Source organism: Streptomyces sp. NPDC046870 (assembly GCF_040704595.1).
In the GTDB taxonomy this organism is placed as follows: domain Bacteria; phylum Actinomycetota; class Actinomycetes; order Streptomycetales; family Streptomycetaceae; genus Streptomyces; species Streptomyces argyrophylli.
In genome coordinates, this window is the sequence record NZ_JBEYXM010000016.1 from 96591 (window position 1) to 121177 (window position 24587).

At 72.1% G+C, this 24587-nt stretch carries 16 protein-coding genes; 8 read left to right on the top strand and 8 right to left on the bottom strand.

Features of this window, described 5'->3' with window-relative positions:
* Window positions 1-49: 49 nt before the first annotated feature.
* Window positions 50-1183 carry a diaminopropionate ammonia-lyase gene (locus AB0946_RS28635; RefSeq protein WP_366763538.1) on the bottom strand — a complete coding sequence of 378 codons (1134 nt, stop codon included), beginning with the start codon at window positions 1181-1183 and terminating at the stop codon, window positions 50-52.
* Between the two features lie 100 nt (window positions 1184-1283).
* Between AB0946_RS28635 and AB0946_RS28640 the strand changes: the two genes are divergently transcribed.
* Window positions 1284-2204: a LysR substrate-binding domain-containing protein gene (locus AB0946_RS28640; RefSeq protein ID WP_366763602.1), complete on the top strand. Its 921-nt coding sequence runs from the start codon at window positions 1284-1286 to the stop codon at window positions 2202-2204.
* 100 nt (window positions 2205-2304) lie between these two features.
* Here the strand turns inward: AB0946_RS28640 and AB0946_RS28645 are convergent, their stop codons facing one another.
* Window positions 2305-3303, bottom strand: coding sequence for a LacI family DNA-binding transcriptional regulator (locus AB0946_RS28645; RefSeq protein ID WP_366763539.1), 999 nt, complete (start codon window positions 3301-3303; stop codon window positions 2305-2307).
* A 266-nt stretch (window positions 3304-3569) separates the two neighbouring features.
* Here AB0946_RS28645 and AB0946_RS28650 point away from each other — a divergent pair, with 266 nt between their 5' ends.
* The 5 genes from AB0946_RS28650 (at window position 3570) to AB0946_RS28670 (ending at window position 12538) form a co-directional block, all read left to right on the top strand.
* Complete coding sequence (locus tag AB0946_RS28650) at window positions 3570-4904, top strand: ABC transporter substrate-binding protein (RefSeq protein ID WP_366763540.1); 1335 nt, start codon at window positions 3570-3572, stop codon at window positions 4902-4904.
* Window positions 4905-4911: 7 nt separating this feature from the next.
* On the top strand, window positions 4912-5859 hold the full coding sequence (locus AB0946_RS28655) for a sugar ABC transporter permease (RefSeq protein ID WP_366763541.1): 948 nt from the start codon (window positions 4912-4914) through the stop codon (window positions 5857-5859).
* Window positions 5860-5906: 47 nt separating this feature from the next.
* Window positions 5907-6713 (top strand): carbohydrate ABC transporter permease, encoded by an 807-nt coding sequence (locus AB0946_RS28660; RefSeq protein WP_366763603.1) that lies wholly within the window; start codon window positions 5907-5909, stop codon window positions 6711-6713.
* Between the two features lie 35 nt (window positions 6714-6748).
* The gene (locus AB0946_RS28665) at window positions 6749-9481 is read left to right on the top strand and encodes an alpha-mannosidase (RefSeq protein ID WP_366763542.1); all 2733 of its coding nucleotides are present in this window, start codon (window positions 6749-6751) and stop codon (window positions 9479-9481) included.
* A gap of 81 nt (window positions 9482-9562) precedes the next feature.
* On the top strand, window positions 9563-12538 hold the full coding sequence (locus AB0946_RS28670; RefSeq protein ID WP_366763543.1) for a glycoside hydrolase family 2 TIM barrel-domain containing protein: 2976 nt from the start codon (window positions 9563-9565) through the stop codon (window positions 12536-12538).
* A gap of 6 nt (window positions 12539-12544) precedes the next feature.
* Here the strand turns inward: AB0946_RS28670 and AB0946_RS28675 are convergent, their stop codons facing one another.
* Entirely contained in the window at window positions 12545-14983 is a 2439-nt protein-coding gene (locus AB0946_RS28675; protein WP_366763544.1) for a SpoIIE family protein phosphatase, read from the bottom strand.
* A 523-nt stretch (window positions 14984-15506) separates the two neighbouring features.
* Here AB0946_RS28675 and AB0946_RS28680 point away from each other — a divergent pair.
* Both AB0946_RS28680 and AB0946_RS28685 read left to right on the top strand, forming a co-directional pair.
* Window positions 15507-16523, top strand: coding sequence for a PP2C family protein-serine/threonine phosphatase (locus tag AB0946_RS28680; RefSeq protein ID WP_366763604.1), 1017 nt, complete (start codon window positions 15507-15509; stop codon window positions 16521-16523).
* Entirely contained in the window at window positions 16520-18154 is a 1635-nt protein-coding gene (locus AB0946_RS28685; protein WP_366763545.1) for an ATP-binding SpoIIE family protein phosphatase, read from the top strand. Before AB0946_RS28680 ends, AB0946_RS28685 begins: the two co-directional genes overlap by 4 nt.
* Before the next feature lie 472 nt (window positions 18155-18626).
* Here the strand turns inward: AB0946_RS28685 and AB0946_RS28690 are convergent, their stop codons facing one another.
* The 5 genes from AB0946_RS28690 to AB0946_RS28710 form a co-directional block, all read right to left on the bottom strand.
* A complete protein-coding gene (locus AB0946_RS28690; protein WP_366763546.1) occupies window positions 18627-18779 on the bottom strand; it encodes a hypothetical protein in 153 nt (50 codons plus the stop codon).
* A 121-nt stretch (window positions 18780-18900) separates the two neighbouring features.
* Window positions 18901-20178, bottom strand: coding sequence for a cation:proton antiporter (locus AB0946_RS28695; protein WP_366763547.1), 1278 nt, complete (start codon window positions 20176-20178; stop codon window positions 18901-18903).
* A 43-nt stretch (window positions 20179-20221) separates the two neighbouring features.
* On the bottom strand, window positions 20222-21682 hold the full coding sequence (locus AB0946_RS28700; RefSeq protein WP_366763548.1) for a cytochrome P450: 1461 nt from the start codon (window positions 21680-21682) through the stop codon (window positions 20222-20224).
* Window positions 21679-22788, bottom strand: a complete 1110-nt coding sequence (locus AB0946_RS28705; protein WP_366763549.1) for an alpha-hydroxy acid oxidase — start codon at window positions 22786-22788, stop codon at window positions 21679-21681. Before AB0946_RS28705 ends, AB0946_RS28700 begins: the two co-directional genes overlap by 4 nt.
* Window positions 22785-24410 (bottom strand): NAD(P)-binding domain-containing protein, encoded by a 1626-nt coding sequence (locus AB0946_RS28710; protein ID WP_366763550.1) that lies wholly within the window; start codon window positions 24408-24410, stop codon window positions 22785-22787. The genes AB0946_RS28705 and AB0946_RS28710 overlap by 4 nt, the downstream gene beginning before the upstream one ends.
* Between the last annotated feature and the right edge of the window lie 177 nt (window positions 24411-24587).

A 24587-nucleotide genomic window follows, 5' to 3' on the forward strand; every position in this document is an offset into this window, starting at 1 on the left:
GGCACGACGGTCGGCAGCCTCAGGACACCGATCGCGGTCACGAGGCGGGTCACCGGTGACCGGCTCCCGGGTGCGGATTGGCAGCGGCGCCCTCGGTGCTCAGCAGCACGACGACCGAGGACGGTCCCAGTCCCAGCGCCCCGCGGCGTTCCTCGGCCCCCGTGCCGGTGAGTGCCGCGCGCAGACCGGCGAGCGACGCGGCCCCGCAGGGGCCCGAGGACACACCGGCAGCGGCGAGGACGCGGGCCGCGCGGGAGCTGTCGGCGTCCGCGACGGCGACCGCGGCGTCCAGTCCGTCCCTCAGGTGCGGCCACGCGATGCTGGACGGGGTGCCGCAGTTCAGCCCGGCCATGGTGGTGCTCCCCGTGGGGACGCTGACGGGTGCGCCGAGTGTGAGGCTCTCCAGGACGCACGGCGCGGCCTCCGGCTCCACCGACAGCAGTGCCGGGGCGTGCCCGCGGGGGCGGCTGCGGTAGTGGGTGACCACCGCCTGGGCCAGGGACCCCACGCCCACCGGTACGGAGACGAGGTCGGGCCCGTCGGTGACCCCTTCGGCCCTCAACTGCTCGTCGGTCTCGGCGCAGAGGGTGGAGTACCCCTCGACGATCCACCGCGGGATCCGCTCGTAGCCCGGCCAGGCGGTGTCCTGGACCAGGACCGCGTCCGGCGCGGCAGCCGCCTCGGCCGCCAGGCGCACGGCCTCGTCGTACGGCCCCGGCACCTCGGTGACCTTGGCCTGTTCGGCGACGATGGCCGCCACGGCCCGGGGGTGCACGCCCTGCGGAACGAACACGTGGGCCTCCTGGCCGAGGCGGCGTGCGACACGGGCCACCGCGCGGCCGTGGTTGCCGTCGGTGGCGGTCACGAGGGTGACCGGAGCCGGTTCCCCGCCGTTCGCCGCCCGCTCGGCCAGGACGCGGTGGACGGCCCAGGACACACCCAGGGCCTTGAACGCGGGCAGCCCCAGACGGCACGACTCGTCCTTGACGAAGACCCGGCCGACACCCCACGCGTCCGCGAGCGACGGTAGTTCGGTCAGCGGGGTGGGGGCGTAGTCGGCCAGCGAGAGGTGGAAGGCCCGCACCTCGGCCGGCGCGGGTTCACACCGCCAGGCACGGGCACCGGAGCGCGCGAACCACGGCAGCGGACGGGAGGAGGCGTTGTCGGGGGCGTCGTCAGGCACAGGATCAGGGTGCGGCGAGCCCGTACGATCGGTCCAGCGAATGTTTCCGACCTATACTCGTCGACGGAACCGACCGATGGGCCGACGGACCGAGCGTGCCATGTTCGATCTGCACCGACTGCGCCTGCTGCGGGAACTGAAGCACCGCGGCACGCTGGCGGCCGTCGCGACCGCCCTGTCCTACGCCCCCTCCTCCGTCTCCCAGCAGCTCTCCCTGTTGGAGAGCGAGGTCGGTGTCCCGCTGCTGGAACCGGTCGGGCGGCGGGTACGGCTGACCGAGCAGGCCGAGATCCTCGTCGCCCACACCGAAGCGGTCCTCGAACGCCTTGAGCGCGCGGAGGCGGACATCGCCGCCTCGCTGTCCGACCTGACCGGCACCCTGCGCATCGCCTCGTTCCAGACGGCCGCCCTGGCCCTCGTCCCCACCGCGCTCGGCCTGCTTCGGGATCAGCACCCGCACCTGCGTGTCCACGTCACCCACATGGAGCCGGAGAAGGCCCTGCCCGCGCTGCAAGCCCGCGACTTCGACCTCGTGCTCGCCGAGGAGTACCCCGGCAACCCCAATCCCCGCCCCGCCGAACTCGAACAGGAGGACCTGCTCGACGACCCCCTGCACCTGGCCCTGCCGGCACCGGCCGGCGCAGCGGAAGCCGAGGGGCCGGCCGCGGCGCTGCGTTCCCTCGCCGACCACCCATGGGTGATGGAACCGGAGGGCACCGCGGCCCGGCACTGGGCCACGACCCTGTGCCGCGACGCCGGCTTCGAACCGGACGTGCGGTTCGAGACCACCGACCTGCTGCTCCACCTCCGCCTCGTCGAGCAGAGGCACGCCGCGGCCCTCCTGCCCGGCCTCGTCTGGACCGGACAGTCCCCGACCGTCACGCTGCGGCCGCTCCCCCGCGGTCAGCGCGTCCGTCGGATCTTCACCGTCGTACGCCGTGGCCGCGGCCGGCACCCCGCCGTGCGGGCCTGCCGGAAGGCTCTGCGCCGAGCGGTCGACCTGCGCTCCGACCCCACGTGACGGGGTCAGAGGGGCGGACCCCGGGCCTCGCGTTCGGATCATGCCGGGCTCGCGGGCCCTGGCACGGCTCCCTGATCCGGCCCGGTCCGAACGAAAGACCCTAGGTGGACTCGCGGAGCCGGAGTTCCGCGCGGGCCACGAGGTCGTCGGGGCCGAGCGGACCGTCACCGGTCAGGAGACGCACCGCTTGCTCGACGGCGAGTGCTCCGAGCCGGCGGATGTCCAGGGCCACGCTGGACAGTGGGGGCTCGACCAGCGTGCCGAGCGTCACCCCGTCGAAGCCGACCACGGCCAGATCGCGCGGCACCTGTCGTCCCGTCCGGCGCGCGGCACGGAGCGCGCCGATGGCGATGACGTCGTTGAAGGCGAACACGGCGGTCACGTCGGGATGCCGGCCGAGGAGGAGCTCCAGCGCCCTCTCGCCGCCCCGCACGCTCTGCTCCGCGCGGCACACCGGTCCGTCACCGAGTCCACATGCGGTCAGCGCCTCGGCGAACCACGCGTGCCGGACGCTCGGCTCGGTCCGAGCGGCGTGGTCGAGCATGCCGATGCGCCGGTGCCCCGCCTGGACGAGGTGGGAGACGGCCGCCCTGACGCCGTCCCGTCCGTCGATACGGATGGAACTGAAGCGTTCGGCGTCCTCGCCCCGGTCGATCAGGACGACCGGCAGCCCCCGGGTCCACTGCTCGATCTCGCTCTCGCTCCGGCTGAAGTAGCCGACGACCGCGTCCACTTGGGAGGCGAGCACCTGGAGGGTGCCGAGCTCCTCCTGTGCGCTGTCCGCGGTGTCGTAGACCAGGACATGCCATCCGCGGGCCCGCGCCGCCTCCAGCGCCGCCGCGGCGACCTCGGTGAAGAACGGGTTGAGCAGGTCGGGGATCACGAGACCGACGCTGATGGTGTCCTGGCGCACCAGCCCCCTGGCGAACCGGCTCGGCCGGTATCCCAGCGTCCGCGCGGCCTCGAGCACACGCTGCTTGGTGGAGTCGTCGATCTCCCCCTTGTCGTTCAGCGCGCGTGACACGGTCTGCCGGGACACCCCGGCAGCACGGGCGACGTCATGGATCGTCACCCTGCGGGAACCGGTCCCGGACGGCACTGTCGGCCACCTCCCCGTCGTGATCCGAAGTATTGACACTCAACTGCACCCGAGCGCACACTTCCGAACGTTTCACAGCGTCCGTGAACGTTCCCGTGAACGCTCACGGACGGAAGCTACAGCAGAGTCGCCCCTTCCCGCCACGGTGCTCGGGGATCCGAACCGGCACCGTCGCGGCCGTCCACGTCCACCGCGGCATCCCGTCTGAGTGAGTCAACGTCGACCCGGCCGGCGCCCGTCGCCGGTCGTCCTCGGGAACGGAAAACATGAGCAGCACAGTCATGCGCACCCGCCTCGCCACCGTGGCCGCGGCCGCCGGTGTCGCCGTACTCGCCGCGTGCTCCTCGCCCGCGCCGTCGGGCGAGGCATCGGCGGCCTCGTGCGCGCCCTCCAAGGGCAAGGTCACCCTCCAGTACTGGAACACCGTGCCGGGCATGGACAAGGTCGTGGACCTGTGGAACCAGCGGCATCCGGACATCCGGGTCGAGACGAAGAACATCTCCAACGACCAGTACGGCACCCTGGGGAACGCCCTGAAGGCGGGGAAGGCGCCGGACCTGGCGCAGGTCGGCTACGACGAACTCCCCAACCTGCGCACCCAGAACGCCTTCGTGGACGCCTCGGCGTGCAAGGCGGCCACCGCGGCCAGGTCGAAGTTCGTCCCGTGGACCTGGTCCCAGACCAGCTTCGGCGGCACCGGTGTGTTCGCCCTCCCGCAGGACACCGGCCCGATGGCCCTCTTCGTGCGCCGCGACCTCTTCGAGAAGCACCACGTCGCGATCCCCGCCACCTGGGACGAGTACGCGTCCGCGGCACAGAAGCTGCACAAGGCGGACCCGAACCTCGCCATCACGTTCTTCGACCCGAACAACGCCGAGTGGTTCAACGGCCTGCTCTGGCAGAACGACGCGAAGATGTACGGCTACTCCGACGACAAGTGGCAGGTCACCGTCGACTCGGAGCGCAGCAGGCAGGTGGCGGCGTACTGGCAGAAGCTGATCTCCGGCAAGCTCGTGCGCACCGACCTCGCCAACGGCTCGACGCAGATGTACGCCGCGTACCAGAAGGACCGGATCGCCAGCTACGTCGGTGCCGCCTGGGGCTACAGCATGTTCCGCGACAACCTGCCCAAGCAGGCCGGCAAGTGGTCGGTCGTCCCGATGCCGGCCTGGGGGACGGACGGCGCCTCCGGTGACTGGGGCGGGTCGACCGTCGCGTTCATGAAGGGCAGCCGGCACCTGTACGAGTCGGTGCAGTTCAACACCTGGCTGAACACCGATCCGGAGGCGCTCGCCATGGAGAACAAGCTGGGCGGCCTGTACCCCGCGGCCACTGCCGGGCTGCGACTTCCCTCGCTGCAGAAGGGAGTCGCGTACTACGGCAACGAGAAGATCTTCGACGTCTTCGCCGAGTCCTCCAAGAAGATCGACACCAGCTTCGCCTGGGGTCCCACGCAGAAGACGGTGAACCTGGCGTTGCAGGACGCGATGGCCAAGGCGGCGGCCGGCGACGGCACGCTCACCGACGCGCTGACGGCGGCCCAGAGGGCCGCGCTGACATCGATGAAGGACCAGGCGATCCCGGTCACGGCGGGCAAGTGACCACGGCATGACCGACACCGCAGCCCGTGCGACATCCGTGGTGGCGCCGGTCCGCGTCCGCCGCCGGCTCCACGGCGGCGGGCCCCGGGCGGGCACCGTCGCCGCGTTCCTGACCCCCTTCTTCCTGCCGTTCCTGCTCTTCTACCTGGTGCCTGTCGGCTACGCGCTCTGGCAGAGCCTCCGGGTGGTGCGCCGCACCGGCGGGCAGTACGGGACCTCGTACACCGCCTTCGGTGGCTTCGAGCAGTACGGGCAGGTGCTGCGGAACACCGAGTTCTGGTCCAGCATCGGCCGCATCGGGCTGTTCGGCGTCGTGCAGGTGCCGGTCATGCTGTTCGTCGCCCTGATCATCGCGTTGCTGCTCGACACTCCGCTGCTGAGGCTCAAGGCGTTCTTCCGCATCACCGCGTTCATGCCGTACGCGGTGCCGGGAGTCATCGCCGCGATCATGTGGTCGTACCTGTACTCGCCCCAGCTCAGCCCCGTCGTCGACCTGCTGAACGGCGTCGGCCTCAAGCCGGACTTCCTCGGCCCGGGTGCTGTGCTGTGGTCGACCGCCAACGTCTCCACCTGGCTGTGGACCGGTTACAACATGCTGATCATGTTCTCGGCACTGCAGTCGATCCCGCAGGAGCTCTACGAGGCCGCGAAGATCGACGGCGCGAGCAACTGGACGATCGCATGGCGGGTCAAGGTCCCGATCATCGCTCCGTCGATCGTGCTGACCTCGGTGTTCTCGATCATCGGCACGCTCCAGCTGTACGCCGAGCCGGCCGTGCTGCGCCAGATCTCCTCGAACATCCCCAGCACGTTCACGCCGAACATGCTCGCGTACACGGTGGCCTCGGGGAACAACTACCAGCAGGCCGCGGCGATTTCCGTGGTCATCGCCGTCATCACCTTCGTGTTGAGCTTCGGGTTCATGCGACTGACCGCGAAGAGGGCCGGACTGTGAGCAACCCCTCCGTGATCCGTGAGAGCCGTGTCAGCCGTACGGCCGTCATGGCCCTGATGCTGCTCCTCGCCCTCTACTTCCTGCTGCCCGTCTACTTCCTCGTCGTCGCGGCGACGAAGCCGCAGGGCGACCTCGCCTCGACCAACGGGCTGGTGTTCTCGCACTTCAACCTGTTCGAGAACCTCCGCGTCCTGTTCACGCGCAGCGACGGCATCTTCGGCCGCTGGGCCCTCAACACCGTCGTCTACGCGGTGCTGGGCGCGGCCGTGGGCACCCTGATCTCCGCGCTGTGCGGCTACGCCCTCGCCAAGTTCCGCTTCCGCGGCCGGGAGGTGCTGTTCTCCGTCATCCTCGGCGGCGTCCTCGTCCCCACCACCGCGCTCGCCCTGCCGCTGTTCCTGCTGTTCTCGGCGACCGGGCTCGTCAACACCTATCTCGCGGTCTTCCTGCCCAGCGTCGTCAGCCCGTTCGGCGTCTACCTCGCGCGCGTCTTCGCCAACGCGTCCGTCCCGCAGGAGCTGATCGAGTCGGCGCGGCTGGACGGCGCGGGCGAGTTCCGCACGTTCTTCTCGGTGGCGTTCCGGCTGATGACGCCGGCCCTGGTGACCATCTTCCTGTTCCAGTTCGTGGCCATCTGGAACAACTTCTTCCTGCCGATGGTGATGCTGCAGAAGGAGTCCCTGTTCCCGATCACGCTCGGCCTGTACGAGTGGAACGGCCAGACCGCCCGCGCCCCGCTGCTCCAGCAGTCCGTGATCACCGGCTCGCTGGTGTCGATCGTGCCCGTGATCATCGTGTTCGTGCTCCTCCAGCGGTTCTGGCGGACCGGGCTCGCCGCCGGGTCCCTCAAGTGACGTCCGCCCCCCTCGCACAGAAGGTGTCTGTCGCCATGCCCCATGCGGCCGTGTTCGTGCCCCACTTCCACTGGGACCGCGAGTGGTACGAGCCCTTCCAGGTGTTCCGGCACCGGCTGGTCACCGCCCTCGACACCGTGCTGGAGACGGCCGAGGCCGACCCGGAGTTCCGGTTCACCGTCGACGGTCAGATGGCCGCGGTCGAGGACTACCTGGAGATGCGCCCGGAGAACCGCGATCGTCTCGCGGCCCTGGTCGCCGAGGGCCGGATCGCCATCGGGCCGTGGCTGATCCTGCTCGACGAGTTCCTCTGCTCCGGCGAGACCATCGTCCGCAACCTCCAGCTCGGGTGGGCGGTCGCGGAGGGCCTGGGCGGGGCGATGCCCATCGGCTATCTGCCGGACATGTTCGGCCACATCGCGCAGATGCCGCAGATCCTGGCCCGTGCCGGCATCGAACACGCGGCGCTGTGGCGCGGCGTGCCCGGTGCCGTCGAAGGCCACGCCTTCCGCTGGCGTGCTCCCGACGGCTCCGAGGTGCGCACCGAGTTCCTCTTCGACGGCTACGACAACGGCCTCGACCTGCTGCTGGTACCCGACCGGATCGGCCGCGCGCTCGGTGAGTACACGGAGACGACGGCCCATCGGTGGGGCGACGACCCGGTGCTGGCGATGGCCGGCACCGATCACACCGCGCCCGACCCGCGGCTCGCGGCCTGGCTGCGGCGCGCGGCGGGCCCGGACCGCGCCATCACCCTCGCCACGCTCGACGCGTACGTCCGCGAGCACGTGCGCGACGAGGCGGCCACCGTCGTCACCGGTGAGCTGCGCAGTCATGTGCGCGGGAACATCCTGCCGGGCGTGCTGTCCGTCCGGCTCGGCCTCAAGCAGCGGATGGCCGTGGCCGAGCGCACCATCGACCACGCCGAGCGGGTCAACGCGCTGTGGTCCCGGCGGGACGACTCGCCGTTCCTCTCGCTCGCCTGGCACAAGATCATCGAGTCGACGGCGCACGACTCGGTGGTCGGTTCCGGCACCGACGAGACCTGTACCCAGGTCGAAGCGCGGCTCGCCGAAGCCGCGCAGATCGCGCGCGCCGTCCGGGACGCGGCTCTCGCCGAGCCCGCCGCCCTGGTGCCGGGCGACGGTCATCTGGCCGTCAATCCGCTGCCGTTCCCCCGCGAGGCGTTGGTCGAGGTGGAGGTCGCGGCCCCGCCCGGGGGAACCATGCTGGTCGCCACCACCCCGGACGGCCGCGAACACCCCGTGCAACTGATCTCCGAGACCCCGACCGTGCTCAGCGACGAGCGCGTGGACGCCTCGCAGCTCGAACGCGTGCTGCGCCGGATCCATCGCCGGGAACTCTTCGGCCTGCTGATCGACCACTACGAACTCACCCCGGGTTCGCTCGTCTTCCACCTCGCCGAGGTGCCGGCCGGCGGACCGTTCGACCTGCTCATCCTGCGCCGGGACGTCGCCGCCGCCGCTGCCGCGCATCCGGGTGAGTGGCGGGTGCTGACGCTCCGGGAGGCGCGTGCCACCGCGCTGGTGCCCGTGCACGTCCCCGCCTGCGGGCTGGCGAGCTTCCGGGTCGCGCCGGGCGACCGGCCCGCCGCCTCCGCGGCGACCCCCGCCCCGGCGGCGGCGACGGCCCGCGCCCTGTCGAACGGGCTGGTCGAGGTCGAGATCGCCGACGACGGCACATTGAACGTGACGGGGGCCGACGGCACCGTGCTGAACGGGGTCGGGCGGCTCGTCGACGGCGGAGACCGCGGCGACAGCTACAACTACGCTCCCCCGGCCCGGGACGTGCTCGTCTCGGAGCCCACGGAGGTCGGCTTCGAGCTGCTCGAGAGCGGCCCGCTGCGGGCGCGCGTGCGTGTCACCCGTGTCTACGAGTGGCCCGCGGAGCTCTCCCGTGACCGTGACGTGCGCAGCGTGCGGACCGTGCCGACGCCAGTCGAGACGCTGGTGGAGGTGCGCGCCGGCGAGCCGTTCGTCCGGGTGTCCACCGCGTTCCTCAACCAGTGCGCCGACCACCGGCTGCGCTTCCACGTGCCGCTGCCCGAAGCCGTGGACACGTCGGCCTCCGCCGGGCAGTTCGCCGTCACCGAACGCGGGCTCAGCGCCGAGGGCGGCTGGGGCGAGTACCCGATCCCGACGTTCCCCGCGAGCTGCTTCGTGTCGGCCGGCGCCGCGCACGTCCTGCTCGCCCACTCCGGTGAGTACGAACTCGTCGACGGCGGCCGCGAACTCGCCCTCACCCTGCTGCGTGCCGTCGGCTCGATCAGCGTCAACATCCATCCTCTCCGTGACGAGCCCGCGGCGAGCGAGATCCCGGCACCGGGTGCGCAGGACCTGGGCATGCGCATCGAGAACCGTTTCGCGGTGCTGCCCTCGGCGGCCGGCTGGGCGGGCGCCCGCGCGGTCGCGCGCGCCGAGGAGTTCCGCAACGACGTACTCGTCACCCGCGGGACCGCCCCCGCCGGGGACCGGCTGCCCCCGGACGCGGCCGGCATCCGCGTCGACGGCACGGACGTCCTCGTCTCGGCCGTTCGCCGGGTCACCGACGCCGGTCACGGAACCGGCGGCATCGAGATCCGGCTGACGGCGATGAGCGACAGCGGGGCGCACGTCCGCGTCACCGGCCCGTTCACGGAGGCCACCACGGTCGACCTGCTGGGCAGGCCCCTGTCCGAGACGCCGGTGCGGGACGGGCTCGGACTCGACCTCGCCCCGTGGGAGATCCGCACCGTCAGGGTGCGCTGACCGGTCGCCGCGGGCACGCGACGCCCCCGCTCACGCACTCGCTCACTCGCTCACTCGCTCACGAGAAAGAGTTGTGACCTCTTGTCCTCCACACTCCCCACCCATGTCTCGGACCTCGCCCCCGGACGGGGGGCTTTGCGTCCCGCGCGGTCGTGGCTGCACTCCGACGCGCCCTCCCGGTCACTCAACGGGCCGTGGCGGTTCCGGCTGTCGCCCACGGCGTCGGAGGCCGAGGACTTCGCGGCCGAGGACTTCGACGACAGCGGCTGGGACGGCGTTCCGGTCCCCTCCCACTGGGTGCTCCAGGGCGACGGAGCCTACGGCCGGCCCCACTACACCAACATCCGCTACCCCTTCCCGCTCGACCCGCCCCACGTGCCGGACGAGAACCCCACCGGCGACTACCGCCGCCACTTCGACCTGCCCGCCGACTGGTCGGACGCCGAGTGCGTCGTGCTGCGGTTCGACGGGGTCGAGTCGCTCTTCCGGGTGTGGGTGAACGGCACGGAGATCGGCAGCGCCGGCGGCAGCCGGCTCGCCCACGAGTTCGACGTCAGCTCGGTGGTACGCCCGGGCGACAACGTCGTCGCCGTACGGGTGCACCAGTGGTCGGCGGGCAGTTACCTGGAGGACCAGGACCAGTGGTGGCTGCCGGGGATCTTCCGGGACGTCACCGTGATCGCCCGGCCTGCGGGGGGCATCGAGGACGTCTGGCTGCGCACCGGGTTCGACGACGGGCGCGGACGCGTCGACCCCGAGGTCACGGCCGAGGCGGCGGCCTTCCCGGTCACCCTGCGCATCCCGGAACTCGGCGTGGAGCGGGTCTGGGCGGCACCCGCCGACGTGGCCCCCCTCGACATCGCCGGCGTGGAGCCCTGGTCGGCCGAACGACCGCGCCTGTACGACGCCACCGTGTCGACGGCCGCCGAGACCGTCTCCCTGCGGCTGGGGTTCCGTACGGTCGAGATCCGCGGCGACCGGTTCCTGGTCAACGGCCGCCGCGTCGTGTTCCACGGGATGAACCGCCACGAGGCCCACCCCGAGCGCGGGCGCGTCTTCGACGAGGAGCACGCCCGGGCGGACCTGGCCCGCATGAAGCGGTTCAACGTGAACGCCATCCGCACCAGCCACTACCCGCCGCACCCGAGGCTGCTCGACCTCGCCGACGAACTCGGGTTCTGGGTCGTCCTCGAATGCGATCTGGAGACGCACGGCTTCGAGGACGCCGGCTGGGCCGGCAACCCCTGCGACGACCCGGCGTGGCGCGAGGCGCTCCTCGACCGGATCCAGCGCACCGTCGAGCGGGACAAGAACCACCCCGGCATCGTGATCTGGTCGCTCGGCAACGAGGCGGGGACGGGCGGCAACCTCGCCGCCATGTCGGCGTGGGTGCACGCCCGCGACGCCGAACGCCCCGTGCACTACGAAGGTGACCACACCGGCGAGTACACCGACCTCTACTCGCGCATGTACGCATCGGTGCCGGAGATCGAGCAGATCGGCGCCGAGGACGCCCGTTCGGCGCTGGCGCACTGCACTCCGGCACAGAGTGCCCGCCAGCGTGCCAAGCCGTTCCTGCTGTGCGAGTACGCGCACGCGATGGGCAACGGGCCGGGAGGGCTCGAGGAGTACGAGGCACTGGTGCACGCGTACCCGCGCGTGCACGGCGGTTTCGTCTGGGAGTGGCGCGACCACGGCATCCTGGCCGGCGCCCCGGACGGGACGCCGTACTACGCCTACGGCGGCGACTTCGGCGAGGTGGTGCACGACGGCAACTTCGTGATGGACGGGATGGTACTCAGCGACGACGTGCCGACGCCCGGTCTCCACGAGTTCAAGGCGGTCGCGCAGCCGATCCGCTTCGGCTTCGGCGACGACGGCGTCACGGTCACGAACCTGCGGCACTCCGCGGACACCTCCGACCTCCGTTTCCGCTGGCGGGTCGAGCACGACGGGACGCCCGTGGAGAGCGGGGACCTAGAGGTCCCCGTCGTCGCACCGGGCGGTTCGGCGCGGGTGCCGCTGCCCCCGATCCGTGTGTCACCGGACGCCGAGACGTGGTTCACGGTGGACGCGGTGCTGGCGGCCGGGACGGCCTGGGCGCCCGAGGGACACGTGGTCGCGACGGCCCAGCGGGACGCGTCGGCACCCCGTACCGTGGCGGCGGCCCGTCCCCGGACCGACTGGCGGCCGGGGGAGGGAACCCTGACGCTGGGGTTCGCCGATTTCGTCGACGGGTCCCTCGTACGACTGGCCGGGCGCGCCGTGACGGGCCCGCGGCTGGAACTGTTCCGGGCACCGACCGACAACGACGAGAGCGCGTCCGACCGGGTCGAGGACAGCGACGCCGTGGCCGGTGTCTCCCACGCCGACCTGTGGCGCCGCTACGGTCTCGACCGGCTCATGACACGGCGGGTCCGGGTGGAGCAGGCCGCGCGGTCCCTGCGCACGATCGACAAGGTCGCCGCGGCGGGCTCCGCCCCGTCGGTGACGGTGGAGTCCGTCTGGTCCCTCGGGGACGACGGTCTGGAACTGCTCGTGGAGATCGAGCCGTCGAGGGGATGGCGGACGGTGTGGCCCCGGATCGGGATCCGTTTCGGATTTCCCGACGGCACGGCTCCGGTCGACGGCGCCGAGTGGTTCGGTCTCGGTCCCTTCGAGTCCTACCCGGACAGTCTGCGTGCGGCGCGCACGGGCCGCTTCACCGCGGGCGTCGGCGACCTCTCGGCCGGCTATGCGCGCCCTCAGGAGACCGGACACCGTTCGGGACTGCGCCGGTTGACCCTGCTGAGCGGCGGCACCGAGGTGCTGCGCGTCGAGGCGGTCCCGGACAGGTCCGGACGTCGTCCTGGCTTCACGCTGAGCCGCCACACCCCCCAGCAGATGGCAGGGGCCGGGCACCCGTTCGAGCTTCCCGGCTCGACGACGAGCCACCTGATCATCGATGCGGCCCAGCACGGACTCGGCTCACGGTCCTGCGGGCCGGATGTGCGGCCCGCGTTCGCGCTGCGTCCCGAGGCCCGCACGATCGGACTGCGCATCACGGCGGACCGCTGAACCGGGTCACTCCTGTGACGGGGGCACGCCGAGGAGGAGCAGCGTCACGTCGTCGTCGTGCGTGGCCGTGTCCGGGATGAGGCTGCCGACCAGGTGGCCGGCGGTGGCGTCCAGGGTGTCCGGACCGGAGGGAGCGTTCTGCAACACGCCGTCGAGGGTGCGGGCGAGGACATCGATCTGTGCCTCGATGTCGGTGCCGGGCCTCTCGACCAGTCCGTCGGTGTAGAGCGCGACGGTGCTGCCCGGGGGCAGCGGCTGGGTCGTCTCCTCGAACGGCACCGCGGTGCCGGACAGTTCGTTGACGCCCAGCGGCACACCGACCGGTGCCGGCAGCCGGTGGGCCGGCCCGTCGGGAGGCCGGGCGATGACCGGCACGTGTCCGGCCGAGCACAGGGTGACGTGGTGGGCTTCCTGGTCGATCACCAGGTACACGCAGGTGACGAGCTGGTCCGCCAGGTCGCTGACGAACGCGTCCAGGCCGGTCATGAGCCGGCTGGGCGGTATGCCCGTGCGGGCCAGTGCGTGGGACGCGGCGCGCAGCTGACCCATGACGGCCGCGGCCTCCAGGCCCCGGCCCATCACGTCGCCGATCATGATGCCGGTGCGGTGGGCGTCCAGGGGGATGATGTCGAACCAGTCCCCGCCCACCCCGGGGTCCTGGACGGACGCCAGATAACGGTGGGCGCTGGGCAGGTGCGGCAGCCGGGGCGGTTCGCCCATGAGGCTGTGCTGCAGGGTGTAGGCGACGCGTCGCTGCTGCTCGTAGCGTCCGGCCCGTTCCGCTTCGAGCTGCCGGCGTTCGGTGATGTCCCGCACGGCCATGAACATCACCGCGTCCTCTTCGGCCTGGAGGGTGCTGACGCTGACCTCGACGGGGAACTCACGCCCGTCGCGGTGCAACCCGTACAGGTCCCGGTCCAGGACGATCGGCCGCGGGTCGCGCCGGCGCAGGTAGGCGCCCAGCAGCGCGCTGTGCCGCCGGCGCCGCTCGCCGGGCACCAGGTCGGCGACCAGGGTGCCGACGAGGTCGTCCGGCCTGTGGCCGAAGAGCCGCTCGACCTGCGCGTTGGCCATGACGATGATGCCGTCGCCGTCCGTGATCAGGGTGGCGTCGGGCGCGGATTCCAGCAGCGCGCGGAATCGCTGGTGGGACCGCTGGACCTCGCGCTGGGCCGCGACGCGTTCGGTGACGTCGATGACCACGCCGCAGACGGCGTAGGGCGTGCCGGTCGGACCGGTGAGGGGGAACAAGGTGGTGAGGACGTCCCGGGGCCCTATCGGCAGGAGCAGACGTTCCTCCCGCTGTACGGCGGTGCCGCTCGCCGGTGTGCCGAAGTCGCCGGAGCTCACGTGCCGTGCCAGTCCGGTCGGCAGGACGTCCTCGGCGCGCCGGCCCAGGACCTGCTCGACCGGCACGCAGGTGTTCTCCTCGAACGTGGAGTTGACCGCGAGGAAGCGGCCGTCCAGGTCCGTGATGAACACCGTCGCGGGCGTGTGGTCCATGAAGGCCTGCAGCAGTTCGTTCTGCCGGACCTGCCGTTCGGCCCGGGCCTGTGCCAGCTCGACTCGGCGGCCCACGGGCAGGGTGACGAAGACGACGACGGTGAAGACGACCACGTGCCCCCACACCAGCAGCGCCGTACCCAGCCGCTCCCCGTACAGCCCCGCGTCCTGGCCGGCCAGGACGGCCCAGCCCAGCAGCAGCGGAACGATCAGGTTGGTGGCGACCAGCCGGCGCCCCAGGGGGCTCATGATGCCCGCGTTCATCAGCAGTCCGGCCAGGCCCTCGTCCGGCCGGGCCAGGAACGCGGCGATGCCCAGCAGGACCAGGGCCAGTGCGGTGGGCAGGGCCATGTAGGCGCCGAACCGTTCCATCTCGGGCGCGTGGTAGGCCAGCCCGTACAGGCGCAGCAGGCCCAGTCCGAGGACGGACAGGCCCGAGGCCTGGCTCACCCAGGCGGGCAGTCGGCGCATGCTCAGGCCCAGGGCCGCCGCGCCTCCGAGCGTCAGCGCCGCGGCCACGCTCGGGGCCATCCGTCCGGGCGCGCCGGTCATCAGCCGCAGGCTGCCGTCCCTGAACAGGAGCTGGTCGATGCCGAGGCGGGTGCCGGTGAGGTACTCCAGCAGGGTGAGTCCGCCGATCAGGGCGGCCAGCCCCGCGGCCGTGCGAGCCACGGCGGTCGTCGGCCGGGTCATGGGCCCGCGGGCCGCCAGGAACAGCGAGAGGCCCACCGCGAGGAGGGCCACGGCGGTGTTCGGTTTCATGACCGGGGCGGCGCCGGGCAGGGCGCTCTTCAGCACGGCGATGCCGGAGATCCAGCCGGACAGGCCCACCGCGCCGAGCAGGGCGCACAGCAGGGAGGCGCCCCGGGACGCCGCGTGAGCGGCGGTCAGGAAGGACGCGTGGAACGGCAGGGCTTCGGCCTGCCGCCTTCGCCTCTCCACATCATCACCTTTATGGACAGATGACTTGAATGGCTCGAAGCTACTTCAAACTTCACAAATGCGTACAGTCTTGTCATGGTGAGGCCGAGATGATATGCCGCTTGACTCGCGCCGTCGGGTGTCGCACATTTGAGTCCGCATTACGGAAACCATTTCTCGCATTACGGTGAGAATGCGTCATGAATCCGGTAAGGACGGCGGGCCCATGATCCACTTCCGTCGGAGCGTCTGCGCCGCATCGCCACACGATCCCCGGCGCTCATGAGGTTCGCCCCCTCATAGGACCCCCATGAAATCTCCTTCCCGCCGTGTCCCGGCACCGGGTCCGAAGGACCCCGAGGGCCATGGGCCGCGGGGGCTCCGGATCCGGTGGGGAAGCCGATCCCGGTTCGGCCCCACGGGTACCGGCAGACCCCTCACCAGCGGTCTCCGAGCCCAGCTGGCCCTTCCCCTCCTGCTGATCGCGGCGATCACCCTCGCGGCGTCCTTCGCCCCCCTGGCCGTTCACCTCTCCCCCCTCCTCGTGGCCGCCCCCACCTGCACCGCGGCGGTCGCCCGCACCCGGTACACGGTCGCCGCAGCGCTGACCGCCAGTGCGGCCGTGGTTCTCGTCGACTGGCACGACGGGCTGCTGCGTTCGCCCCTGCTGCCCATTCACATCGGCGCCCTGCTGGCCGTCTCCGCCTCGGTGATCGCCGCTCGCGCCCTGCACGACCGTGACCTGAGGGAACTCACGCAGGTGCGGGCCGTGTCCGAGGCGGCCCAGCGGGTTCTGCTGCGGCCCCTGCCCGGCAGACTCGGCTCCTTGCGTGTCGCGTCGGCGTACCGGGCGGCCACCGCGCACGCCCAGGTGGGCGGTGACCTGTACGCCGCCGCCCGCACCGGCCGCGCGACCCGCATCCTCATAGGCGACGTCCGCGGCAGGGGTCTGCCGGCCCTGGAGGACGCCTCCGCCCTGCTCGGCGCGTTCCGCGAGGCGGCCCACCAGCACGAGACGCTCCCGGAGCTGGCGGCCGCCCTGGAACGCAGTGTCCGCAGGCACCTGGACGAGATGGCCGGACTGGCGCCCGACTGCGCCGAGCGCTTCATCACGGCCCTGCTGGCCGAACTTCCCGACGGAGAGGAGACCGTCCGGATCGTCAGCTGCGGACATCCCCCGCCCCTGGTCAACCGGCGCGGCCCCGTGACCGCCCTGTGTGTGACCCGTCCCGCTCCGCCGCTCGGCCTGGCCGGGAGCACGGCGGAGGAATTCCCCCTCGCCACCTTCGCGTTCGCGCCAGGAGACACCTTGCTGCTCTACACCGACGGGCTCATCGAGGCCCGCGATGCCACCGGGAGCTTCTACCCCGTCCTCGAACGCGCCGCCGCCTGGGCGTGGCAGTGTCCGCAGGGCCTCCTGCGGGACATCAGCAAGGACCTGAAGAGTTATGCGGGGCGGCACCTGGACGACGACCTCGCCATGGTGGCCGTACACTCCCCCGCCCGCTCCCGCCACGTCCCGACGGCCGTCGCGGGACCCGCACCGGAGGCGACCGCGTGACCGGCGACACGACCGGCGACGACGACCCCCCGCCCCCTGTCTCCCCCCTGCACACCGCCGGTCCGGGAGAGACCGTGACGAGGACGGCCGCCGTACGCCGCCTGCTGTGGCACCCCGGCCCGCTGCTCGCCGTCTATCTGTGCGCGGCCTGCGCGGTCCAGCTGGGCGCGTCGGCGGGGGGCCTGGTCCGCTGGTCCGCCTATTCGCTGCCGGCGCCCCTGGTGGCCGCGGCGCTGCTTCCCGTCCGCAGCACCCTCGCGGTCGGGGTGGCGACGCTCGTCGCCAGCGTGACCGTCTACGGCTTCGCGATCCAGGGGGTCTCGGGCGGCGGCCGAACGGTCGTGATCTCCGCGGCCGTGCTGTCCCTCGTACTCAGCCTCGTCGTCTGTAAGGCGCGGCTGCGTCACCAGCGCTCGGCTCCCGTCCCCACGGAGCGGCCCGTGGAGCCCGCCCGCAGCACGCCCCCTGACGCGCCGCCCTCGATGACCGAACTGCGGCTGGACCTCCTGCCGCACCCCGCGGCGGTGGAACTGGCGGCTCGCCGCACGGCTGCCGACGGCACGGCCGGCGCCCAGGCCTACTGGCTCGACGCCATACCGCTGCCGGGTGCCCGCGTCGCGCTCGTCGCGGGCTCCGTCGAGGACGGGACCGCCGCGCCCGCCGTCACCGCCGAACTGCGCGCCGCGGTACGCACGCTGGCCGACCTGGACCTGCAACCCGAGGAACTGCTCACCCGGCTGGAGCACGTGCTCGCCCGGCTGCGTCCCGCCGGCGACGCGGGCGGGCACCGCGCGGGCGCGCCGGGGGTGACCGTGAGCTGCCTGTACGCGGTCTACGACCCCGTCTCCGGCTGCTGCACCCTCGCCGGCGCCGGATGTGAGGCGCCGACCGTCATCAGGCCCGACGGCGTCGTCACCACGGTCGACCTTCCGGCCGGCCCGCCGCTCGGACACGCACGGCCGCCTGCGGAGGCCACGGAGGTCCGTCTCCCCGAGGGCAGTGTGCTTCTGCTGCGCGGACACGGCCCCGGGACACCCGGTCCGGCAGCCGGGGCCTGCGCGGCCGCGCCGCCGCTGACGGACCTGGGACCCCGGCCGAGCCCGGGTGACGTCTGCCAGGCCGCGCTCGACACGCTGCTGTCCGGTGGGCGTCACGCCCACGCCGGCGTGCTCGCCGCCCGCACCCGCAGGCTCGGCAGCGGCAACGTCGCCACCTGGGAGCTCACGGCCGGCCTCGCCTCCGCCTCCGAGGCCCGTCACCGCGTCGCGGAGAAGCTGACCGCGTGGGGCCTTCAGGACGCCGTCGCCACCACGGAACTCATCGTCAGCGAACTCGTCACCAACGCCGTCCGCCATGCCGGGCCTCCGGTGCGGTTGCGCCTGATCCGCCAGGGCACGGGCCTGATCTGCGAAGTCTCCGACAACAGCAGCACCTCCCCGCATCTGAGGTGGGCCCGCACCTTCGACGAGAGCGGACGCGGACTCCTCATCGTCGCCCAGCTCACCCGGAGCTGGGGCACCCGCCACCACGCCCACGGCAAGACCGTGTGGGCGGAACAGCACCTTCCCACGCCCGGAACGCCGGACGAAGCCCATGCGGGCGGTCACGGCACGCCGCAGCCCGCCCCCTGACGAGGCCACCGTCCGGTTGGCTGACGAGGATCGTGCCCCTGAGGCGGACGGCATCAGTCCGCCGGCGCCTTCGGGCCCCGGAGTGCCGCCGCGGTCACGTCAGCCGCACCCGATGACGCCGTCACGGCCGGCCGCGCGTCCTGGCCGGGATGCGCTTCTCCGTCACCATCCCGGACTTCGGTGACATCGCCGGCCCCCGTCTCCTCGCCGTGCGCCTGGGCGAGGGGCCTGGAGCCGCCGGTCCGGATCGGCGGGTTCTGCGCCCCGTCGTACGCCGATGCGGCGGCAGCGGGGCGGGACGGCGCGGCGCCCTTCTTCGAGACGGCACGGCACGGGCAGGTGCCCGATGGGGCGGAGGCAGGGGAACGCCGCAGATCCAGGGCGGCCCCGGCCTGGACCGGCTGCCGCCGGTGCTCCGACCAGCCGCTCGCAGGGGTGCGCGGACTGGCTCGCGGGGAGGGGAGGCGCGAGGTCAGGAAGGGCCCGGGCGGTCCGGATCCTCGCCGTCGGCGTCGAACACCTTCGTCCAGGTGGCCCCGCACCGGCAGCGGGAGTGCTCGATCAGCTGGCCCTGTTCCGACACGCTCAGCCCCTGGCTGAGTCGCACATGCACATGATCACCCATGAGGCACCGCCCTCCTTGACGTCCGTCGCACGTCATCGTGGTGGTCCGTCGCGCGGGATGGCAATGCCGCGGCTCACACTCACCACGGCGCGTGCGGTGCCGGGGTGGCCCCCGGACGACGTCAGGGTTCCCTCGCCGTCGGTGTCATTCCCGCCAGGGAGGCTTCGCGCGGCCGTCGGCTCCGGTCCCGGTGGTCCAGCAGGGCCAGCAGCGGGGCCGTCATCACCGTGGTCACCAGGGCGACGATCACGAGGACGCCGAAGAGGGCGGGGGAGGCGATGCCCGCGGACAGGCCCACGTTGATGGCGATGAGCTGCATCAGGCCGCGCGCGTTCATCAGCGTGCCGACGCGGACGGCGACGGCCTGCGGCTCGCCCAGCAGCCGCGCCGCGGCCCAGCACGCACCGAACTTGCTGATGATCGCCACCGCCACACAGGCCACGGTGAACAGCAGCAGCCTGCCGTCGGACAGCAGCGTGAAGTCCGTGTTGAGGCCGGAGTAGGCGAAGAACAGGGGCAGGAACACGATCCGGCCGACCGGTGCGACGGCCTCCACCGCGCGCGTCACCACCGGGTCGCGGGGGAAGGCGACACCGAGGCTGAAGGCTCCGAACACGGCGTACAGGCCGATGCGGTCGGTGTACCACGCGGCCAGGAACAGCAGCAGGACGGTGACCAGCAGCATGTGGTCCTCGGTCAGCCGCCGGGCCCGTCCGAGGGCCTGGGGCCGGAGACGGAGGAAGATGCCGAGGAAGAGGGCGAGCCCGGCCGTGCCGATCACGGCGCGCAGGAAGGTGTCCGCACCAGTGCCCGCCATGCTGAGCACCCCGGCCAGCAGGACCCACGCCACGGCGTCGTCGAGCGCGCCCGCGGCCAGGGAGACCGATCCGAAGCGGGTGTTCGTCAGCCCGCGTTCGGTGATGATCCGGGCCATCATCGGGAAGGCGGTGATCGCCACGGTGACGCCGACGAACAGCGCGCCCACCGTGGGCGAGATCCCGTCCGGGTAGAGGTCCACCGTGTCGTGTGCCGCCCAGGCCAGTCCGGCGCCCAGCACGAGGGGCACGGCGATGCCGGCCGCCGAGACGGGCACCGCGGTACGGCCCACCGACCGCAGCCGGTCGGTCCGGAACTCGTATCCGGACAGGAACATGAACACGACGAGGCCGACCTGTCCCGCCACGTACAGCACGGGGCGGATCTCGTCCGGGAAGACGGCCTTCTCCAGGCCGGGCGAGAGGAGGCCGAGGACGGAGGGGCCGAGGGCCACGCCGGCGACCATCTCGCCGACGACCGGTGGCTGGCCCAGCGGGCGAAGCAGCCGGCTGACGAGGCGGCACGCGATGAGGATGACGGCCGCGGCGAGGAAGAACGCCGGGCCCATCTCGGTGGTCGACAACGGTGACTCCTTGGTGAGGAGACGTATGGGGGGGTTGTCGCTGTCAGGCGCTCCGGCCGGTGTAGGGGCAGGTGGCCGCGGCCTGTGCGGGTCCCGCCGCGGTGCCGGGCGAGCCGTGGCCGCCGTCCAGCGGGCGGCCCTCGGTGTCGTGCCGGGCGAAGTACGTCGCGGCGGGGCTGGTGCGTCGGGCGTCGAGCACCATCCAGGTGCCGAAGAGGAGTTGCAGCAGGCTCCGTCCGACGTCCTCGGCGCGGTCGCGGACGGTCAGCGCCGTGCGCAGGACGCGTCGCCGGTGGTCCGGGACCGGCCGGTCCCGGGGCAGGAGCAGGCAGGGAGCGCGGTGCGGGATGGAGCGGGTATGGCTGACCGGCGAGTCGAGCACGTAGCGGGCGAGCACCTCGCGGGTGGCGGCGCGCATGACGACGGGTGCGAGGCGCCAGGCGGGGCAGGGCCGGTTGGTGGCGACTCCGAAGGGGATGTGGTGGGCGTTCTTCGCGGAGAGCGTCGCCCAGCGTCCGGGGTCGAAGCGCTCGGGGTCGGGGTACCCGGTGGCGTGGTAGTCGGGGTAGCTGAAGGTCAGGACGGTGCCCGCCGGGATCGTGGGCAGACCGTCGAGGGCGATGTCCGCGGTGGTGATCCGGTGGGCCACCCCGAACAGCGGGTAGAGGCGGAACGTCTCGTTCATGACATGGCTCAGGTAGCGGTCGTCGTCGGGTGTGGCCGCCACCCGGTCCTGCACCTCCGGGTGCTGGGCCAGGACCAGCAGGAGGTGGGCCATCGCCTCGGACATCTGGACGACGGCGGTGTTGAAGAAGGTGCCCTGGAGGTAGTACGCCTGCTGGCGGCGGGTCAGGCCGGCAGGGAGCGCGTGCGGTACGTCACCGGCCGCCAGGCGGCGCAGCAGGTAGCGGGTGAGCCGGTTCCTGCGGCGCATGCGGCGCGGACGGGTGCACTTGAGGGCGTTGACGACGTCCTCGGCGTGGGCGACGATCAGCCGCCGGGCCTCGGCCGGACAGGGTTCCCCGAAGACGAGGCCGTAGAAGAACGCGGCCCACACCGGCATCATCAGGTCGCGCAGTCGTACCGCCCGGACGCGGCCGCTCGCCGCGGCGTCCAGGGCCTGCCGGGTGTGCCGTGCGGCGGCTTCGTACAGCTCCGCCGACGGGCCGGAGAGGATGGCGAGCGTCCGGCGGGCGACCTCGTCGTAGCGGGGTCCGGCCTCCAGGTGCTCCTGGTGGATGTCGGCGCCGGGCGCGAGCCAGTACCAGAACAGGTCGGACAGTGCCGCGCCCTTGCTGCGGCCTCCGGCGGCCGGGTGGCCGTAGATCTCCTGGAAGCGGTCGGGGCCGAAGGTGGCGTCGGGGAGGAGCATGCCCTCGTCGCCGTTGACGCGGGCGAAGACCTTCGTGCGGAGTGCGACGACCTTGCCGGGCAGCCAGGCCGGGGAGGTCAGCAGCAGCGCACCGCCCGCGGCCAGGGCCGCCGCCGTTCTCCTGCTCATCATGCGGGTTCTCCTCTGCGGGGGCGGTACGGGAGCCCGCGCGGGACCACCTGGTCGGCCGTGAGGTCCCGCGGCCGGTGCCCGCCGCACAGGGCGAGCACCTGGTCGAAGTCCTCGCGCAGGGCCGTCAGCGCCTCCCGGACCCCGGCCTCGCCGCCCGTGGCCAGGGCCCACAGCACGGGGCGGCCCACACCGACGGCCCGGGCTCCGAGGGCGAGGGCCAGGGCGATGTCGCCGCCCCGGCGCACTCCCCCGTCCATCAGGACCGGCACCCGTCCGGCGACGGCCTCGGCCACGGCCGGGAGTGCCTCGACCGACGCGGGAGCGGCGTCGAGTTGCCGTCCCCCGTGGTTGGACACGATCAGCGCGTCGACGCCGTGCTCGACGGCGGCACGCGCGTCCTCGGGGTGCAGGACACCCTTCAGGACGAGGGGCAGGCCGGTCAGCTCGCGCAGCCGCCCGAGGTCGTCCCAGCCGGCCGGCCACATGGCGATGTCGCGGGTGGCGCCGGGTGCCGCGCCGGGCAGGTCCCGCATGTTCTCGGCCGCGAGACCGGGCGGCAGGTCGTGGAAGCCGTTGCGCAGGTCCCGGGTGCGCCTGCCGAAGACGGGTGAGTCGACGGTCACGACGAGGGCGGAGCACCCCGCCCGTTCGGCCCGGCGCACCAGCTCGGCGGTGACCTCGTGCTCCGGTTGCAGGTACAGCTGGAACCAGACCACCGCGTCCGGGTCCGCCTCGCGGGCCGCGGTGACGACATCCGCGACGGCGGTGGTGGCGGCCATGCCGGTGACCAGCGGGGTGCCGGTCGCGGCGGCGGCGCGGGCGGTGGCCGCCTCGCCGTCGGGGTGGGCGAGACGGTGGAAGGCGGTGGGCGAGACGAAGAGCGGTGCCGGCCATTCCCGGCCCAGCACGCTCACCCGGGTGTCGCGCACGGCGCCGCCACGCAGCACCCGGGGAAGCAGGGCCAGCCGGCCGAAGGCGTCCTCGTTGTCCCTGAGCGCCGTCTCCTCGCCCGCGCCGCCGGCGAAGTAGTCGTAGTGCGCGGGACCGAGTCTTTCGCGTGCCGACTCGGCTGGACCGTGCGGCGGGTCGGCGTGCGGGCCGGTCATGCCCGGGGCGCGGCGAGTTCCTCGCCTGCCGGGAGGTCGTCCCCGGCGGCCAGCCGGGACGCGAGGAAGGAACGCAGCGGGCCGACGTGGACGTCGGGGTTGTCCCACTCGTTCTCCAGGTTCTCCGTGATGTGGTGCTCGGCGACCGGCTTGCCGCTGCCGTCGGGCAGGAACTGCCGTACCACCGGGTGCAGATAGCGCGCGTCGAGACCGCTGGTGTCCTGCTGGGGCGTCCTGCTGACGGTAAGGTCGAAGGGGTCGACGCGGTCGTGGTCGGCGCCGTACTCCAGCGTGACGGTGAAGTAGGAGACCGGGTTCCCGAACTCGCCCCGGGCGGCGGCCTCGTGCAGGTGCGCCACCGGGATCTCCTCGCAGTAGCGGACCTCGCCGTCGGCGCCGACCAGCACCGCGTCGCCGAGGAATCCGAACAGCTGCCACAGGGCCGAGGTGCGGTTGACCCGCTCGATGACGGCGTCGGTCACGGGGCCGGCGGCTGCGGGCAGGGTGGTGTGCGGCCATTGCCGGTCGTGGTAGCGGCGCTCCAGGATGCGGTGCAGCGCCTTCACCCCGTACCGGAACCCGTGGATGAAGCCGCTGGTGGACTTCTTGAAGTCCAGGGACTGGGTGATGGTGCCGGCGAAATACAGACCGGGCACGTTCACCGATTCCCAGGCATCGGTGAGCTGCGGGAAGCGGTCCTTGATGACGAGGTCGGGACGGCAGTCGTCGTCGAAGATCGAGGCGTCGAACCGGAATCCGGTGGCCAGAACGACCCGGTCGTACTGGATGTCCTTGACCACTTCCGCGACACGCGAGAATTTCACACTCACGACATAGGTGCCGTCGGACTTCCGCGCTATGCGCAGGATGTCACCGTCGAGTACGGCGTTCTGGGACTTGAGCTGGTAGGTGTCCAGAAAGTTGTTGTTGACGGCCCGGAGATGACCGACGAAATGGGTGCGCCAGGCGAGTTTGAGCGAGCCGGGTCCGGCGACGTGGATGACGGCGGCGGTCTCGATGAGATTGTCGGCGGTCTCGAAGGCGGAATTGCCCCGCCCGATGATCAGCACCCGCTTGTCGGTGAATTCGGCCGGGTCCACGGACACCTGGTCGTAGTGCTCGGCCTCCTCGGCGCCCTCGATGGGCGGCACGTACGGCCGCGAGACGCCGGTGGCGACGATGACGCGCCGGGCCCGGACAACGTTGCCACTGCGGTCGGTCGCGGTGAAGAGGTCGCCGTCGGGCCGGGAGATCCGGGTGACACGGGTGTTGAAGCGGATGCGCAACTCGTGTGTCCGCGCGAAGTCCGCCAGGTAGCGGACCATGTCGTCGGCCGGCGGGAAGTACCGGGGCGAGTACGCGGTGAACAGCGGGCCCTCGTCCGAGAGCAAGGAGTTCCAGTCGACGCGCAGCCGCATCTCGGGATCGCTCCAACCGGTGTGCACCTTGTTGGAGGAAATCAGGGTCCGATGCCTGGGGAAGCGGGTGAAGAAAGCGCCTGGAGCGTCTCCTTCTTCCACGATGAGGTAATCTCTGCCGGCCTTCTGGAGGAAGTAACCGGCCTGGAGGCCCGCGGGGCCGCCGCCGATGACGAGATAGTCAACCTGTCCTAAATCAGACATGGCCTTCTCCTGCCTTCCGTGGGGGCGGGAAAGACGGTACTTGACGGTTAAAGCACGGAGCCACCCCAGCCCGGCGTGATGTAGGTCACACACCTCTCGGGGTGGCGGATTTCTCCCGTCGGTTAACGTGAGGGCGTGATTGGCGTACCCGGTGCGCCGACACACCCCGCATGGTCG